Here is a 15,079-nt window from a genome sequence, read left to right as displayed (position 1 = left end):
TCTCGCCGGGTGGGTTTTATTTCCCATCAAGACTGGATCGTCCGGGTTGATATTTTAAACATCGTCAGGCAAGAGCGCGAAGTTCAAAAAGTGGGCGTACATCAAATCAGCCATAGGGTCTCGGATGTCTCAAAAAACAGCACTCATCACCGGAGTGACCGGACAGGACGGCGCCTATCTTGCGCAACTTTTGCTTGCTAAGGGTTACTGGGTCCATGGCGTGAAACGACGTTCATCTTCATTCAACACTGCAAGAGTGGATTCTCTTTACGTTGACCCTCACGAAAGAGACACGAGGTTCCATCTCCACTATGGAGACATGACCGACTCGACCAATCTTATTCGCCTGGTTCAGGAAACCAAGCCGGACGAGATCTATAATCTTGCGGCTCAAAGTCATGTTCAGGTGAGCTTTGAAACACCTGAATATACTGGCAACGCTGATGCACTAGGCACTCTCCGCCTGCTGGAGGCTGTTCGCATTCTCGGACTTGAGCAGTCAGTGCGTTTTTACCAAGCCTCCACTTCGGAACTTTATGGCAAGGTGCAGGAAGTCCCCCAGTCTGAGACAACACCATTCTATCCACGAAGCCCCTATGCTGCCGCGAAGCTCTATGCCTACTGGATCACGGTGAATTATCGCGAGGCCTATGGCATCCATGCGTCGAACGGTATCCTGTTCAATCACGAGGGGCCGACACGAGGCGAGACCTTCGTTACGCGCAAAATCACCCGCGCCGTCGCGGGCATTGAACGAGGGCTCCAGACCTCACTGTTTCTCGGCAATCTCGACGCCAAGCGCGACTGGGGCCATGCGCGCGACTATGTCGAGGGCATGTGGCGCATCGTTCAGCACGATGTCGGGGACGATTGGGTGCTAGCGACAGGTGAAACTCATTCGGTGCGCGAGTTTGTTGAACTGGCCTTCGCTGAAGTGGGCCGACAGATCAGTTGGGACGGGAAGGGTGTTGATGAAACCGGCGTGGACAGCAAGACTGGCGATGTATTGGTCAAGATCGACCCGCGCTATTTCCGGCCGACTGAAGTGGATTTGCTGATTGGTGACCCCACAAAGGTGCAAACCCAGCTTGGTTGGCGCCACACGACCACTTTCCCGGAACTCGTAAAGGAAATGGTCCAGTCCGACCTCAGGCTTGCAGAAAGTGAAGACTGGCGCCGCAATCGCGCTGAGTAGGCTGCCGAAGCGGAACGGGGAGAGGCGTGATGACCGACTTTAATCTGAAGGACTGCCGAATCTTCGTCGCTGGCCATCGGGGCATGGTCGGCGCCGCTATGGTTAGGCGACTGGAACAGGAGAATTGTGAGGTCATTACAGCCGGCCGTGATGAACTGAACCTACTCGACCAGACAGGCGTGCGCGCCTGGTTTGCGGATCGGAAACCGGATGCGGTCGTGCTCGCAGCCGCCAAGGTCGGCGGGATTGTAGCCAACGATACCTATCCGGCAGACTTTCTCTACGAAAACCTTGTCATCGAAACCAATGTCATCGAGGCGGCTTTCCGCGCCGAAGTATCAAAGCTGCTCTTTCTCGGATCGTCGTGCATCTATCCGAAGCTTGCCCCGCAGCCGATCACAGAGGATGCCTTGCTGACTGGCCCGCTAGAGCCGACAAATGAATGGTATGCCATTGCCAAGATCGCTGGCCTGAAACTGTGCGGGGCGTATCGACGGCAATATGGCGTGGACTATATTTCCGGCATGCCCACCAATCTTTACGGGCCGGGCGACAATTTCCACCTTGAGAATTCTCATGTGATTCCGGCGTTGATGCGCAAGGCGCACGATGCCAAGCACGCTGGCGCCCGAACAATGGAAATCTGGGGCACTGGATCGCCTCGACGCGAATTCCTGCATGTCGATGACTGCGCGGATGCGCTTGTGTTCCTGTTGAAGAACTATTCAGGCGAGCAGCACGTGAATGTCGGATCCGGGACCGACCTGACAATCGCTGATCTGGCTCGCAAGGTGATGGCGGCCGTGGAATTTGATGGTGAGTTGACGTTCGACACGTCGCGCCCGGACGGTACGCCGCGAAAGTTGATGAGCGGCGACAAGATCGCGTCGCTTGGGTGGTCACCACGCATCGATCTGGATGCAGGCCTGCAATCGACCTATGACTGGTTTCTCGATCACGCGAGCGAGTCGGATTTTCGTGCCTGAGCATAGTGGCGCAGTGCGCAGATTCCGCCAAACGAGGATCCGAACCATTTGTGGACCCCACCGCGACCCCTGGCTCAGCTTCCAGAAAATGGCATCCATGCTGAAAAGCTACGTGAACCGCGCAATTGCAGCTCAAATGACGAATCGCTTCATGGGCCAGAAGATTGTCGTACACAGTGATATTGGCGCCACTCCTCACCATTTAGACACATCACAGTGCCAAGGAGCGGGTCAGCCATGAGCTAGCAGCGCCGCGGAATGGCGGTACGAAATACACAGGGCAGGTGACTTAATTTAGACGCACAACCGGTTTATTCGATTGACGGGGTCTTTACGGGGGCGTTAGCTTTTCGCCTTAGGCAAGAAGCAAATACTCTCGTTGCGGGGGCAACGAATGCCCGCAAGGGTAGAGCGAACGGTCGGATCGCCAAAGGAATCAGGTGTTATGGTGGACGTGAGTATAGTGTTCAGAGCGCTCAACGAAGAGCGCTGGTTCGAAGACGCCCTGAAGGCCTGCAAAATTCAGAAACTGGACGGGCTGACGTCCGAAATCATCCTTGTGGATAGCGGATCCACAGACGGCACGCTTGCCATTGCCGAACGCCATGGCTGCAACATCCGCCATATTGGTAAATCGGAATTCACCTTCGGACGCTCACTAAACTGGGGCTGCGAAGCGGCGTCGGGCAAATATCTCGTGTTCATCTCGGCCCACTGTATCCCGACTCATGATGGCTGGCTTCAGGCCCTGATCCAGCCACTGATTGATGGCCAGGCCGATTATACCTATGGCCGCCAGATCGGGGACGAAAGTTCAAATTTCTCGGAGAAACGCCTGTTTGAGAAGTACTTCCCGGCTTTCGACCGGATCCCCCAGGAAGGCTTCTTCTGCAACAACGCAAACGCGGCCATTCGCGCTGACGTCTGGGCGCGATACCGTTTTGACGAAGAATGTACCGGCCTTGAAGATATGGTGCTCGCCCGGCAAATCGTGCTCGACGGCGGGAAAGTCGACTATGTTGCTTCCGCCGCCGTTGTCCACATTCATGATGAGACCCTGAGGCAGACCCGCCGACGTTACTATCGCGAAGCGCTGACCCTCCGCACGATCATGCCGGAAGTGCACGTGTCTGCATTCGATGCGATTCGATATTTCATCGCGGGCAGCGTGCATGATCTGGGCTCTGCGTGGAGCGAGCGGACATTGTTCAAATATCTGCCGGAGATCGTCAGCTTCCGTTTCATGCAATACCTCGGCACCTATCGGGGACATAATGAGCACCGCCGCCTGTCGCGGGCGCAAAAGGAAGCCTATTTCTATCCCAAGCCACCCAAGGACGAGGTCGGCCATGCAGAGCCTGCGACCCTGGCAACGACTGAACGCCAGGTCATTCGAGCGGCTGAATAGGGATATTGAGCAGAGCGTTTTCGTTTCATTTGAAACTTTTTCTGCGGCTGGATGGTTCAATCCACTGCCGAAAGAGCGCATAATTGCGTTTCTGGCGAGATTCCCGTTGCGCCAGAGCCAGTTTGCGGAAGCGGCCCATGACTAACAGCACACAAACGCCCCCGAAGAATCGTTATGCGACTGCGCCCCGCGCGGCGGATTTCACGATCGACCAGGACTGGGGCTCCTATACTGCGGCCGAGCATGACCGGTGGGACAGGCTGTTCCGCCGCCAGCGCGAAGTGACACGCGGCCGGGCATGCCAGGCTGTCCTTGATGCCATGACGGCGCTGGAGCTGTCTGCATCCGGCATTCCCGACATGGCCCAGCTGTCAGACCGGCTGGAGCCTCTGACGGGATGGCGCATCGTGCCGGTTGCAGAGCTGGTGCCGGATGACGTGTTCTTCAATCATCTCGCCAACCGGCGCTTTCCGGCAGGCGCCTTCATCCGGCCTGAGGCAGAATTCGACTATTTGCAGGAACCCGACATCTTCCACGACATATTCGGCCATGTGCCGATGCTGGCCAATCCGGTCTTTGCCGACTTCATGGAAGCCTATGGTAAGGGCGGGCAGCGGGCGATGGATCTGGGTCAGCTGCACAATTTGGCGCGCCTGTACTGGTACACGGTTGAATTCGGCCTGATTCGCGAAGGCGGGGCCTTGCGCATTTACGGGGCCGGCATCCTGTCCAGCCCGAACGAGACCGTGTTCGCTCTGGAAGGTGAAAGCCCGAACCGGATCGGGTTCGACCTGCAGCGTATCATGCGGACAAAATACATCATTGATGATTTCCAGCAGACCTATTTCGTGATCGACAGTTTCGAAGCCTTGCTGGACGCCTGCTACAGGGACTTCGGAAACGTCTATGCCGAGGTCAGGGGAAAGCCCGATTTCGAAGCCCACCAGGTTGCGCCGGGTGATGAGGTGCTCAACCGGGGCACGCTGGCCTATTTCGAGAAGCGAAAAGCCGGCCTATTGACCCCTTCGGAAAAAGCCCGCACGTCGACATAATGCATTATGTCCCTCGTATTCTCGTCACCGGCGGCGCTGGTTTCATCGGTTCATTCCTGTGCGAGCGCCTGCTCGAGACCGGGGCCGAAGTCCTGTGTGTCGACAATTTCTTCACGGGCCGGCGGACGAATGTCGCCCACCTGCTCGACAATCCGAAATTCGAGGTGATGCGTCATGACGTGACGTTCCCGCTCTTTGTGGAAGTTGACCAGATCTATAATCTCGCCTGCCCGGCAAGCCCGATCCATTACCAGTTCGACCCTGTCCAGACGACCAAGACCAGTGTGCACGGGGCCATCAACATGCTGGGTCTCGCCAAGCGCACCCGCGCGCGCATCCTGCAGGCGTCAACGTCGGAAGTGTATGGCGATCCGGTGATCCACCCGCAGACCGAGGATTACTGGGGCAATGTGAACCCGATCGGTCCGCGCAGCTGTTACGACGAAGGCAAGCGGTGCGCCGAGACCCTGTTTTTCGACTATCACCGCCAGCACAAGGTCGAAATCAAGGTGGCGCGTATATTCAACACCTATGGCCCGCGCATGCATCCGAATGACGGACGGGTTGTATCAAACTTCATCGTGCAGGCCCTGAAAGGCGAAGACATCACGCTTTACGGCGATGGCAACCAGACGCGCAGCTTCTGCTATGTGTCCGATCTCGTGACGGGACTGGTATCGCTGATGGGGACAGGCCCTGAATTTACCGGACCGGTGAATATCGGCAATCCGGGCGAGTTCACCATCCGCCAGCTGGCCGAGCGGGTGATCGACCTGACGGGGTCTAAGTCGAAACTGGTCCATCGCCCCTTGCCGCAGGATGACCCAAGACAGCGCCAGCCCGACATCACGCTGGCCCGTGACAAGCTCGGCTGGGAACCGACGGTCAGGCTTGATGACGGCCTGAAGCCGACGATTGCCTATTTCGAGGAAGAGATCCGGGTGATGGGCTGAGGCCCCGCATGTCCAGTGGGCCCGGCAGGACTCGAACCTGCGACCAAACCGTTATGAGCGGTCCGCTCTAACCAACTGAGCTACAGGCCCACTGATCCTCCCGTTTACGCATGCCAACCCCCTGTGGCAATGGCGCATTTCACGCGTTCTGGTCATGAATTTGCATTGAAGCGGGGGATACAGCTAGTGAAGCGCCAGACGTGGCAGAAAGCGTATTGTATCGGCAATTGGCGTCTGCAAGGATGAGCTCATGAAGCATGTACTGGTGACGGGTGGGGCAGGCTATATCGGTACGCATACATGCGTGGAACTGCTGTCGCGCGGCTATTCGCCCATTGTCGTGGACAGCTTCGTCAATAGCAGCCCGGCTTCGCTCGACCGGGTGCGGCGCCTGACCAATCATGACCTGCCCTCTTATGAAGCCGACATACGCGATACGGCGCGAATCACCGAAATCCTGGCAAAGCATGAATGCGAATCGGTGATCCATTTTGCCGGCCTGAAAGCGGTGGGTGAGTCCGTCGCCCGGCCGCTCGACTATTACAGCGCCAATGTGATGGGCTCGCACAGCCTCCTGACGGCCATGCTGGAAGCAGGTACAAAGCGTTTCGTGTTCAGCTCCAGCGCAACGGTCTATGGCGAACCGGTCTTCCTGCCCTATACCGAAGACCACCCGCTGAGCCCGACCAGTCCATATGGCCAGACCAAGCTGGCAGTCGAGCAGATGCTGAATGACCTTGTGGCGTCCGGTGGCATGACGGACGTGGCGATCCTGCGCTATTTCAATCCGATTGGCGCCCATGCCAGCGGCGAGATCGGCGAGGACCCGCACGGCGTGCCCAACAATCTGATGCCCTATGTGGCGCAGGTGGCCGTCGGCCGCCGGCCCATGCTGAACGTGTTCGGTAATGACTATGATACGCCCGACGGCACAGGCGTGCGCGATTATCTTCACGTGGTCGACCTGGCGCGGGCCCATGTGCTGGCGCTGGAGCGGTTTGAGCGCGAGCCGGGTCCAGTCACCGTGAACCTCGGAACAGGGCATGGCACATCGGTGCTGGAACTGGTTCAGGCATTCGAAACGGCCAGCGGACGCAAGGTGGCGATCAATATTGCGCCGCGGCGCAGTGGTGACATCGCCGCCTTCTGGGCCGATCCGCGCCAGGCCGAAAGCCTTCTCGGCTGGCGGGCCGAGCATGGTCTGGACGATATGTGCCGCGACCAGTGGGCCTGGCAGAGCCGGAACCCGAACGGCTTCGATCCGGCCTGAGCCGGACAGCAAAATTTCATGCCCGGCGTGCAACTTTTGCCGTCTTGGCGCCTTAATCCTTTGGGACACAAGGCCTCTAATCAGAATGGAATTTTGAAAACATGTTGAAACAGAAATCACTGATCGCTGCGATGGCTGCCTGCCTGCTTGCATTGGCACCTGCCGCCTGCGCGCAAATGCCGACAACGGCCAGGAGCGCCTCGCTGACGGAGATGGGACACAAGGTCATGAACCACAATTCGATCCAGCCCGAGACCACGCTCGACATCTCTGCTGAAGGCGAAGTCATGCGCGCACCCGACATTGCCTTCATTACGGCAGGCGTCCAGGCGGATGCCGAGACCGCCCAGGCCGCCATGCAGCAGCAGGCCACGGCCATGACGGGCGTCTTCGAGGCGCTGGGCGAGGCGGGCATCGAGAAAAAGGACATGCAGACGTCGAACTTCTCGCTGCAGCCGCGCTACACCTATGTCGAAGTCGATGAAGGCAAAGGCCGCACACGCGGCGAGCAACGCCTTGATGGTTATACCGCGTCAAACCAGCTGACCATCAAGGTGCGCGACCTGGACCGGCTTGGCGCCACGATGGACAGCCTCGTCTCGGCGGGCGGCAATACGTTCTCGGGCATCAGTTTCGCGCTCGACAATGATGACGAAGTGCGCGCTGAAGCCCGCCGCCTGGCGGTAGAGAAAGCGATGGCGCGGGCAGAGCTTTATGCATCGGCTGCCGGCATGAAGGTCGGCCGGATCGTGACCATCTCCGAAGGTGGCGACTATAGCCCAGAGCCCATGGCCATGATGGCCCGCGGCAAGGAGATGATGATGGATGCATCGACCCCGATTTCAGGCGGTGAAGTCGGCTATACGGCCCGCGTCAACATCCAGTTCGAACTGGTCAAGTAAGACCTGACCGATTGAACAGATTGCGGCGGTTCCAGGCGGGACCGCCGCCGTTTTTCCTCCGGGAGCGGTTTACACCGGGAGCGGCGTGCTTTATCGTTTTTCGATATCTTCAGATGCTCGAGGGACAGATAATGGCCACGCCCGAAACGCTCATGACCCGCCGCGTGCGGGACAATCCGGTCGCGCTGGCGCGGCTGACCGGTGCTTTCTATCTCTATATCATCGTCGCGGGAATATTTGCGGAAGCCTTCGTGCGGGGTACGCTGGTGAATGCGGGCGACGCGGCTGCAACCGCCGCCAGTATCACCGGCGCCCAATCGCTCTGGCGCATCGGGCTGACAGCGGAACTGTTCATGCTGGCGGCCGACATATTCGTGGCCCTGCTGCTATATGAACTGCTGAAGCCGGTGAGCCGCCGGCTGGCACTGCTGGGCGCCGGCTTCCACCTTGTCTCGACCGCGATCGCGGGCTTCAAGTCCGTTCTGCTCCTGGTGCCGCTGATGCTGCTGGGAGGCGGGGACTATTTGCAGGCTTTCGGACAGCAGCAGATCGAGGCGGCGACCCTGTTCGCCATCAAGCTACACGGCCAGACCTATGATATCAGCCTGTTCGCATTCGGGATCAGCTGCCTGTTCAAAGGTTATCTGATCTATCGCTCAGGTTTCCTGCCCCGCATCCTGGGTGCCCTCATGGTGCTCGCCGGTCTGTGCTATGTCGCAAACAGTGTGCTCAATATCCTGTCGCCGGAGTTCGCATCGGGCCTGTTCCCCTGGATCATGCTTCCCTGCCTTGTGGGCGAGGCGGGCCTGACCTTCTGGCTGCTCATCGCGGGCGTGAACAAGGAGGCCTGGATGGCGCGCGACGAGGTGCAGCAGGCCTGACCCAGCACACATGCCGGGCGCGGCGTGGCCGTCCGGCGAGGAAAGCCGGGTTTCAGGCGTGACCAGGTCGCGCCGGGTTCGGGGTTGAGCCGCGCCGCTTCGGAGAAGACGTGGCCTCAGACATAGCCTTCGGCGAGCAGGTCCTTCATGTCGACAATGCCGATCGGGCGCCCGTCCTCGACGACGAACGCGTTGGAGATGCGGTGCTCGCTGAGGCGTTTGATCACGATTGCGAGGCGTTCGTCCGGGGCGACCGTGCGCGGCGAGGGCGTCATGACCGATGACGCATCTCCGCCGAGCTTTCCGGCCAGCATGGCGCGGCGCAGGTCACCATCGGTGACCATGCCGGTGATGCGGCCGTCAGGTCCGAGCACCGCAACGCAGCCCTTGCGCCCCTCGGATACGGCGAGGATGACCTCCTGCACGCTGGCATCTGTCGTGACCACGGGAATATCGTCCGGCCGATCGGCGACATAGTCACCGGCCGTCTGCAGCGAGCGGCCGAGCTTGCCGCCCGGATGACGGCTGCCAAAGTCTTCCCGGCTGAAGCCGCGCCGGTCCATGAGCAACATTGTGAGCGCGTCGCCGAGGGCGAGGGCCATGGTGGTGGAGGAGGTGGGGGCAAGGCCATTGGGGCAGGCTTCGGGAACAGTGGGCAAATGGAGCAGGACATCCGACAGGCGGCCCAGCGTGGAGTCCGGCGCCCGTGTCATGCCGATGACGGGGATCAGATTGCTCCGGCAATAGCGCAAGAGGTCGACCATCTCGCGGCTTTCACCGGAATAGGAAATGGCGAGCAGGACAGATCCCGGGACGATCATCCCGAGGTCGCCATGGCTCGCTTCGGTGGGATGCAGAAAGAAGGACGGCGTGCCTGTGGAGGCGAGGCTGGCGGCGAGCTTCTGGCCGATATGGCCTGACTTGCCGACACCCGCGACAATCAGGTAGCGATCGGTGGCCATGATCGTGTCGGCGGCGCGGACGATGGATTCGTCTATGCCCGCTTCGAGTTTCTCCAGCGCGTCCCGTTCGATGCGGATGACATTGCGCGCAAGTTCGATCTCTGTCTCGGTTTTCACCAGCAACTCCCTGGATGCTTTACGCACAGGCGTCTGCCCGAATGGGAGTGTTCGTCAAGCCTTGGCGGTGCGATCAGGGCGCCGGGTGTTCTATTGGCCGAACTGGCGGGCTTCGTATTCGCTGACCGAAAAGGCGGGCCGGCCGGCCGGGATCACGACGGTTGCGCCCTCAAAACTTGTCGGGGTGGCGTCGCCCTGTTCAAATTCTGCAGGCGCTGTTTCGCCTGCATCTGCCAGCAGGATTTCCTGCGGCTCTTCTTCAATTGTCTCGGGCTCGATTTCCGGTGCTGGCAGGGTCTTGAACCTGATCGCCTTGGCAGCCGTGGCAACGCTCAGGCGCTGGCCATTGAGCATGGGCTCTGCGGCGGCGTTGATATCAGGTCCGGTACCGTTGAAGGCGGAGAAGGCCATTTCGATGTGGCGGCGCGGATCGTTTGGATCATCGGGGATACGGTAAGTATCAAAAGCCGCTTCAACGAGCGCGGTCACGTGCGCATTGCGCGACTTGGATGTGCTGCCGCCCAGCATGATGACGATGATGCGGTGGTCATCGCGTTTGGCCGAGGTCATCAGGTTGAAACCCGAAGCCCTTGTGTATCCGGTCTTGATGCCGTCAACGCCCTCTACACTGGTGAGAAGCTCATTATGGTTCTTGTAGGTCTTGCCTGCCCAGCTGAAGCGCGGGGTGGTGAAATAATGATAGGAGGCGCCATGATTGACGATCATCGCCTCGGCGAGGATTGCGAGGTCGCGGGCGGTGGAGACCTGGCGTGTATCCGGCAGGCCAGATGCGTTCGTGAAGCGCGTGTTTTCCATCCCAAGGCTCTTTGCCTTGGCGGTCATCAGCTGGGCAAAGCGGGTTTCGGTGCGGCCGAGACGTTCGGCGACGACCACAGCGACATCATTGGCCGACTTGGTGACCAGGGCGCCGATGGCGTCGCGCACCTTGATCGATGAATTCGCACGCAGCTTGAGATTTGACGGGGCCTGGCTTGCGGCAAACCGTGACACCATCAGACGGTCGTCCAGGGTCAGCTCGCCTGCTTCGATCGCGTCAAACAGCATGTAAAGCGTCATGACCTTGGTCAGTGATGCCGGATAGCGGACTTCATCGGCATTGCGGGCGTGAAGCACTTCGTGCGTGTCCATGTCGATCACAATTGAAGCATACTTCTCGGCGAATGCCGTCGGCGCCAGCAGTGCCGACATGAACATCATTGCCGCAAGGGCAAGCGTTCTTAACACCGGGGTCAAAGCACGCTGTTTCATTGTGGCCTACCTCCGTAAAAGTATTAACCCCGAACCGCCCGAGGTTTACGATAGAGTCGCCTAAATGCATTGACCACACCTTAACGCAGGATGAGTGATCAAATTTTGGCAATGTGGGCCCCGCTGTGCAAAAAACGTGCAGGAATGCCCATGTTGCAGTGCAACAAAATTATTGCATTCGCGAAGAAATATGCTATGTTGAAGGTCGAACGATTGCAAAAAAAAGGATCCGACCCATGGCCAAGTCACCGAACACTGCATCCAAATCAAAAGCTGCTCCAAAGGCACAGCCAGAGGTGCATGCACCCGAAGCGGCCACAAAAATGCTCGACGACGGCATGGAGAAGTTCACGGACATGGCCACGAAGTTTGGCTCGTTTGCCGAAGACAGCATGAAGACAGCGACAGAGCGCGCCGCCGCTTCGACCGAAGTGATGCGCACGCTCAGCACCCGCAACATGGACTTCTTCACGCGCACGCTTGAGCAGGGCGCTGAAGCAACCCAGGCCATGACTTCGGCCAAGGATCCCCGCAAAGTCATGGAAATCCAGTCAGGCTTTGCAAAATCCCTGATGTCCGCCTATACTTCGGAATTGAACGCGCAGGCTGAGCTTTGCATGCTTGCATGGCGCGATGCTGCCAAGCCCTTCACGGCATGGGCCAGCAAGTAAGCTCCTGAGGTCTGACGAGAGCCATCTCGTCTGGCGGTAGAGTGGGTAGATTAGGAAGAGCCGGGCCTGTTTGGCCCGGTTCTTTGTTTTCAGGCTCCATGTTTTTCACGTGGCATCCGGCCGGAAGCCGACTACGATGGGGTCATGACAGATTTCATCGACTTCAAGACATTCAAACGCCCGGCCAGACCCAATAACTGGCTGGTCGCCCCGGACGGGTTTGTGGACGCGGCCCTGCCGGACGAATCAGCGCCCGTCTTCGACCGCACGCCGGACGCCCTGTTCGAAGACATCATGCAGATGATCGCAGCGCGCCGGGACTGGAAGATCAAGGCCTCCGATCCGGCGTCCGGGCGCATCAGTTTCATCGCCGTGACAAAGCTGTTGCGGTTCAAGGATGACGTGGACATTCTCGTGCTGCCGGTCGAGGGCCATGACCATCAGTCGACACTCGCCATCTATAGCGGGTCACGCGTCGGTTATTCGGATCTCGGCACGAATGGCAAGCGTGTGAACGACCTGCTGACGGCGCTCGCCATGCCATAAAAACAGGCACGACATGCTTTTGCCATGCTTGGTCCCTTCAATCTCACTCAGGAACGTATATCTTAAGCCCATGAATACACCGCATGATCCCGCCTCGATGAGCGATCCGAACCTGCCGGGACCACCAGCGGGCAACCCGCCCGGCGATGGTGACGGCATCGGTATCGACATCGTGACCCAGACAAGGGTCCGAACGAAAAAGCCTTCGCTTTACCGGGTCTTGCTCCTGAATGACGACTACACGCCAATGGAATTCGTGGTCTATATCCTGGAGCGCTACTTCAATCGCTCGCGTGAGCAGGCGACCCGGATCATGCTGCATGTCCACCAGAAGGGTGTCGGTCTTTGCGGAGTCTACACTTACGAGGTGGCCGAAACAAAAGTCGCCCAGGTGCTTGACCTGGCCAAGCGGCATGAACACCCTCTCCAATGCGTTATGGAGAAAGAAGACTAGATTTCACCCCCCGACCCCTGAAAGGTCCTTTCCTGTGCCACGATTGTCCAACTCCCTCGAAACCGCTCTCGAAAAGGCGCTCACGCTCGCGTCCGAACGCGACCATGAATATGCCACGCTTGAGCATCTCCTGCTGGCGCTGACGGAGGATGAGCATGCCCGCGAAGTCATGGGGGCCTGCAAGGTCGATATCGAGGCGCTCAGCGGCGATCTTGTGCGCTATATTGATGAAGAACTCTCCAGCCTGATCCTCGAGGAAAGCGAAGGCCGGGTGCAGCCGACGGCCGCCTTCCAGCGCGTCGTCCAGCGGGCGATCCTGCACGTTGAAAGCTCCGGACGCGATGAAGTGACCGGCGCGAACGTGCTTGTCTCCATCTTCTCCGAGCGCGAAAGCCACGCTGCCTACTTCCTGCAGGAGCAGGACATGACCCGCTATGACGCAGTCAATTTCATCTCGCATGGCGTGGCCAAGCAGCCCGGCATGTCGCGTCCGACCAGCCCGCGCGGCGCCGAAGGCAATGAAGAAGAAGCCGTCAAGCAGGGCCACGAGGCGCTGGACGCCTATTGCGTCAACCTCAATGCCAAGGCGCGTGCCGGCAAGATCGACCCGCTGATCGGCCGTGACATGGAAGTGAACCGCTGCATCGAAGTGCTCTGCCGCCGTAACAAGAACAACCCGATCCTCGTCGGCGATCCGGGCGTGGGCAAGACAGCGATTGCCGAAGGCCTGGCCAAGAAGATTGTCGATGGCGAGGCACCGGAAATCCTGGACGAGGCAATCATCTGGTCGCTCGACATGGGCGCGCTGCTGGCCGGCACGCGCTATCGCGGTGATTTCGAGGAGCGCCTCAAATCCGTGATGAAGGAGCTTGAGCAGCAGGAAAAAGCGATCCTGTTCATTGACGAGATCCACACGATCATCGGTGCGGGCGCAACCTCTGGCGGTGCGATGGATGCATCGAACCTCCTGAAGCCGGCGCTCCAGTCCGGCGGCCTGCGCTGCATGGGCTCGACAACATTCAAGGAATACAAGCAGCACTTCGAGAAGGACCGTGCGCTGAGCCGCCGGTTCCGCAAGATCGATGTGGTCGAACCGACCGTGCCGGACGCCATCAAGATCCTGACCGGCCTGAAATCCCGGTTCGAGGATTTCCACGGCCTGCGCTACACCAATGATGCCATCAAGGCCGCTGTCGAGCTGTCGGATCGTTACATCACCGACCGCAAGCTGCCCGACAAGGCGATCGACGTGATCGACGAAGCCGGCGCGGCCCAGTGGCTGTTGCCCACCAACAAGCGCAAGAAGCAGGTTGGCATCCGCGATGTGGAAGCCGTGGTTGCCAAGATTGCGCGCATCCCCCCCAAACAGGTGTCGAGCGACGATGTGGCGGCGCTCAAGTCTCTGGAGAACGACCTGCAGCGTGTCGTGTTCGGCCAGGATGCCGCCATCACGGCCCTGTCGGCCGCCATCAAGCTGGCGCGGGCTGGCCTGCGCGAGCCCAACAAGCCTATCGGCTCCTACCTGTTCACCGGCCCGACCGGCGTCGGCAAGACCGAAGTGGCCAAGCAGCTCGCCTCCATCATGGGCGTCGAGATGCTGCGCTTCGACATGTCGGAATACATGGAGCGCCACACCGTTTCCCGCCTGATCGGCGCGCCTCCGGGCTATGTCGGTTATGACGAGGGCGGCCTGCTGACCGATGGCGTGGACCAGCATCCGCACTGCGTGCTGCTGCTCGACGAAATCGAGAAGGCCCACCCGGACCTGTTCAACATCCTCCTGCAGGTGATGGACAATGGTGCGCTGACCGATGCCAATGGCCGCAAGGTCGACTTCCGCAATGTCATCCTGATCATGACGACGAATGCGGGCGCATCGGACGCCTCCAAGAACGCCATCGGCTTTGGCCGGGGCAAGAAGGATGACGAGCAGGAAGAGGCGCTCAAGCGCCTGTTCACGCCGGAATTCCGCAACCGCCTCGACGCGACGATCACGTTCGGCGGCCTGACACCGGAAATCATCGACCGTGTTGTCGAGAAGTTCATCCTGCAGCTTGAAGTCCAGCTGGAAGACCGCAACGTGTCCATCGAGATCACCAAGGCGGCGCGCGACTGGCTGGCCAAACGCGGCTTTGATCCGGACATGGGGGCCCGCCCGCTGGCCCGGACGATCCAGGAGCATGTCAAGAAGCCGATGGCGGAAGAGTTGCTGTTCGGCAAGCTCCAGAAGGGCGGCGTGGTCAAGATCGATATCGACAAGAAGGACGAGGAAAAACTCGCCTTCAAATATGTCGCCGAACCGTCCAAGAAGCGCTCGGCCAAGAAGGATGATGCCGAAGAGCCCGCCTGATCCGCGCGTCGGACACAGGACAGTATTTAAAAGGCCGCCCTGCCATGCCGGGCGGCCTTTTCA

Annotated in this window: 14 protein-coding genes and 1 tRNA gene; 12 read left to right on the top strand and 3 right to left on the bottom strand. The window is 59.4% G+C overall.

Annotated elements, in window-relative coordinates; genetic code table 11:
• The first annotated feature begins 124 nt into the window (after positions 1-124).
• The 5 genes from gmd (at position 125) to ACQ66M_RS03410 (ending at position 5,594) form a co-directional block, all read left to right on the top strand.
• The gene (gene gmd, locus ACQ66M_RS03430; RefSeq protein ID WP_430401869.1) at positions 125-1,195 is read left to right on the top strand and encodes a GDP-mannose 4,6-dehydratase; all 1,071 of its coding nucleotides are present in this window, start codon (positions 125-127) and stop codon (positions 1,193-1,195) included.
• Between the two features lie 29 nt (positions 1,196-1,224).
• Positions 1,225-2,181, top strand: a complete 957-nt coding sequence (fcl, locus tag ACQ66M_RS03425; RefSeq protein ID WP_430401867.1) for a GDP-L-fucose synthase — start codon at positions 1,225-1,227, stop codon at positions 2,179-2,181.
• Positions 2,182-2,626: 445 nt separating this feature from the next.
• Positions 2,627-3,589, top strand: a complete 963-nt coding sequence (locus ACQ66M_RS03420; RefSeq protein WP_430401865.1) for a glycosyltransferase family 2 protein — start codon at positions 2,627-2,629, stop codon at positions 3,587-3,589.
• A gap of 137 nt (positions 3,590-3,726) precedes the next feature.
• Positions 3,727-4,641, top strand: coding sequence for a phenylalanine 4-monooxygenase (gene phhA / locus ACQ66M_RS03415; RefSeq protein WP_430401863.1), 915 nt, complete (start codon positions 3,727-3,729; stop codon positions 4,639-4,641).
• Positions 4,641-5,594, top strand: coding sequence for a UDP-glucuronic acid decarboxylase family protein (locus ACQ66M_RS03410; protein ID WP_045696636.1), 954 nt, complete (start codon positions 4,641-4,643; stop codon positions 5,592-5,594). The genes phhA and ACQ66M_RS03410 overlap by 1 nt, the downstream gene beginning before the upstream one ends.
• A gap of 16 nt (positions 5,595-5,610) precedes the next feature.
• On the opposite strand, the gene ACQ66M_RS03405 is transcribed toward ACQ66M_RS03410, so the two are convergent.
• Positions 5,611-5,684, bottom strand: a tRNA-Ile gene (locus tag ACQ66M_RS03405).
• Between the two features lie 160 nt (positions 5,685-5,844).
• Here ACQ66M_RS03405 and galE point away from each other — a divergent pair.
• From galE to ACQ66M_RS03390, 3 genes are all read left to right on the top strand, one after another.
• Positions 5,845-6,864 carry a UDP-glucose 4-epimerase GalE gene (galE, locus tag ACQ66M_RS03400; RefSeq protein ID WP_045696638.1) on the top strand — a complete coding sequence of 340 codons (1,020 nt, stop codon included), beginning with the start codon at positions 5,845-5,847 and terminating at the stop codon, positions 6,862-6,864.
• 101 nt (positions 6,865-6,965) lie between these two features.
• Positions 6,966-7,766, top strand: coding sequence for an SIMPL domain-containing protein (locus ACQ66M_RS03395; RefSeq protein ID WP_430401861.1), 801 nt, complete (start codon positions 6,966-6,968; stop codon positions 7,764-7,766).
• Positions 7,767-7,897: 131 nt separating this feature from the next.
• Positions 7,898-8,647 (top strand): DUF4386 domain-containing protein, encoded by a 750-nt coding sequence (locus ACQ66M_RS03390; RefSeq protein WP_430401860.1) that lies wholly within the window; start codon positions 7,898-7,900, stop codon positions 8,645-8,647.
• Positions 8,648-8,763: 116 nt separating this feature from the next.
• Here ACQ66M_RS03390 and ACQ66M_RS03385 read toward each other — a convergent pair whose 3' ends face one another.
• Both ACQ66M_RS03385 and ACQ66M_RS03380 read right to left on the bottom strand, forming a co-directional pair.
• Positions 8,764-9,726: a KpsF/GutQ family sugar-phosphate isomerase gene (locus tag ACQ66M_RS03385; RefSeq protein ID WP_350171076.1), complete on the bottom strand. Its 963-nt coding sequence runs from the start codon at positions 9,724-9,726 to the stop codon at positions 8,764-8,766.
• Positions 9,727-9,816: 90 nt separating this feature from the next.
• Positions 9,817-10,995 carry a D-alanyl-D-alanine carboxypeptidase family protein gene (locus tag ACQ66M_RS03380; RefSeq protein WP_430401858.1) on the bottom strand — a complete coding sequence of 393 codons (1,179 nt, stop codon included), beginning with the start codon at positions 10,993-10,995 and terminating at the stop codon, positions 9,817-9,819.
• 236 nt (positions 10,996-11,231) lie between these two features.
• Between ACQ66M_RS03380 and ACQ66M_RS03375 the strand changes: the two genes are divergently transcribed.
• From ACQ66M_RS03375 to clpA, 4 genes are all read left to right on the top strand, one after another.
• A complete protein-coding gene (locus ACQ66M_RS03375; protein ID WP_430401856.1) occupies positions 11,232-11,666 on the top strand; it encodes a phasin family protein in 435 nt (144 codons plus the stop codon).
• 144 nt (positions 11,667-11,810) lie between these two features.
• Positions 11,811-12,212: a DUF1499 domain-containing protein gene (locus tag ACQ66M_RS03370; protein WP_350171079.1), complete on the top strand. Its 402-nt coding sequence runs from the start codon at positions 11,811-11,813 to the stop codon at positions 12,210-12,212.
• A 70-nt stretch (positions 12,213-12,282) separates the two neighbouring features.
• Positions 12,283-12,666, top strand: a complete 384-nt coding sequence (gene clpS, locus ACQ66M_RS03365; protein WP_430401854.1) for an ATP-dependent Clp protease adapter ClpS — start codon at positions 12,283-12,285, stop codon at positions 12,664-12,666.
• Between the two features lie 34 nt (positions 12,667-12,700).
• Positions 12,701-15,016 (top strand): ATP-dependent Clp protease ATP-binding subunit ClpA, encoded by a 2,316-nt coding sequence (clpA, locus tag ACQ66M_RS03360; protein WP_430401852.1) that lies wholly within the window; start codon positions 12,701-12,703, stop codon positions 15,014-15,016.
• The last annotated feature ends 63 nt before the right edge of the window (positions 15,017-15,079 follow it).

The sequence above is a fragment of the Hyphomonas sp. genome (genome assembly GCF_965284475.1).
Taxonomy (GTDB): domain Bacteria; phylum Pseudomonadota; class Alphaproteobacteria; order Caulobacterales; family Hyphomonadaceae; genus Hyphomonas.
Note: the sequence above shows the minus strand (reverse complement) of the source record. Positions and strands in the feature narration are given on the sequence as shown.

What these genes read in the sequence shown, in the direction of transcription:
- gmd (WP_430401869.1), top strand. Translation starts at nt 125, where the DNA reads ATGTCTCAAAAAACAGCACTCATCACCGGAGTGACCGGACAGGACGGC.
- fcl (WP_430401867.1), top strand. Translation starts at nt 1,225, where the DNA reads ATGACCGACTTTAATCTGAAGGACTGCCGAATCTTCGTCGCTGGCCAT.
- ACQ66M_RS03420 (WP_430401865.1), top strand. Translation starts at nt 2,627, where the DNA reads ATGGTGGACGTGAGTATAGTGTTCAGAGCGCTCAACGAAGAGCGCTGG.
- phhA (WP_430401863.1), top strand. Translation starts at nt 3,727, where the DNA reads ATGACTAACAGCACACAAACGCCCCCGAAGAATCGTTATGCGACTGCG.
- ACQ66M_RS03410 (WP_045696636.1), top strand. Translation starts at nt 4,641, where the DNA reads ATGCATTATGTCCCTCGTATTCTCGTCACCGGCGGCGCTGGTTTCATC.
- galE (WP_045696638.1), top strand. Translation starts at nt 5,845, where the DNA reads ATGAAGCATGTACTGGTGACGGGTGGGGCAGGCTATATCGGTACGCAT.
- ACQ66M_RS03395 (WP_430401861.1), top strand. Translation starts at nt 6,966, where the DNA reads ATGTTGAAACAGAAATCACTGATCGCTGCGATGGCTGCCTGCCTGCTT.
- ACQ66M_RS03390 (WP_430401860.1), top strand. Translation starts at nt 7,898, where the DNA reads ATGGCCACGCCCGAAACGCTCATGACCCGCCGCGTGCGGGACAATCCG.
- ACQ66M_RS03380 (WP_430401858.1), bottom strand. Translation starts at nt 10,995, where the DNA reads ATGAAACAGCGTGCTTTGACCCCGGTGTTAAGAACGCTTGCCCTTGCG.
- ACQ66M_RS03375 (WP_430401856.1), top strand. Translation starts at nt 11,232, where the DNA reads ATGGCCAAGTCACCGAACACTGCATCCAAATCAAAAGCTGCTCCAAAG.
- ACQ66M_RS03370 (WP_350171079.1), top strand. Translation starts at nt 11,811, where the DNA reads ATGACAGATTTCATCGACTTCAAGACATTCAAACGCCCGGCCAGACCC.
- clpS (WP_430401854.1), top strand. Translation starts at nt 12,283, where the DNA reads ATGAATACACCGCATGATCCCGCCTCGATGAGCGATCCGAACCTGCCG.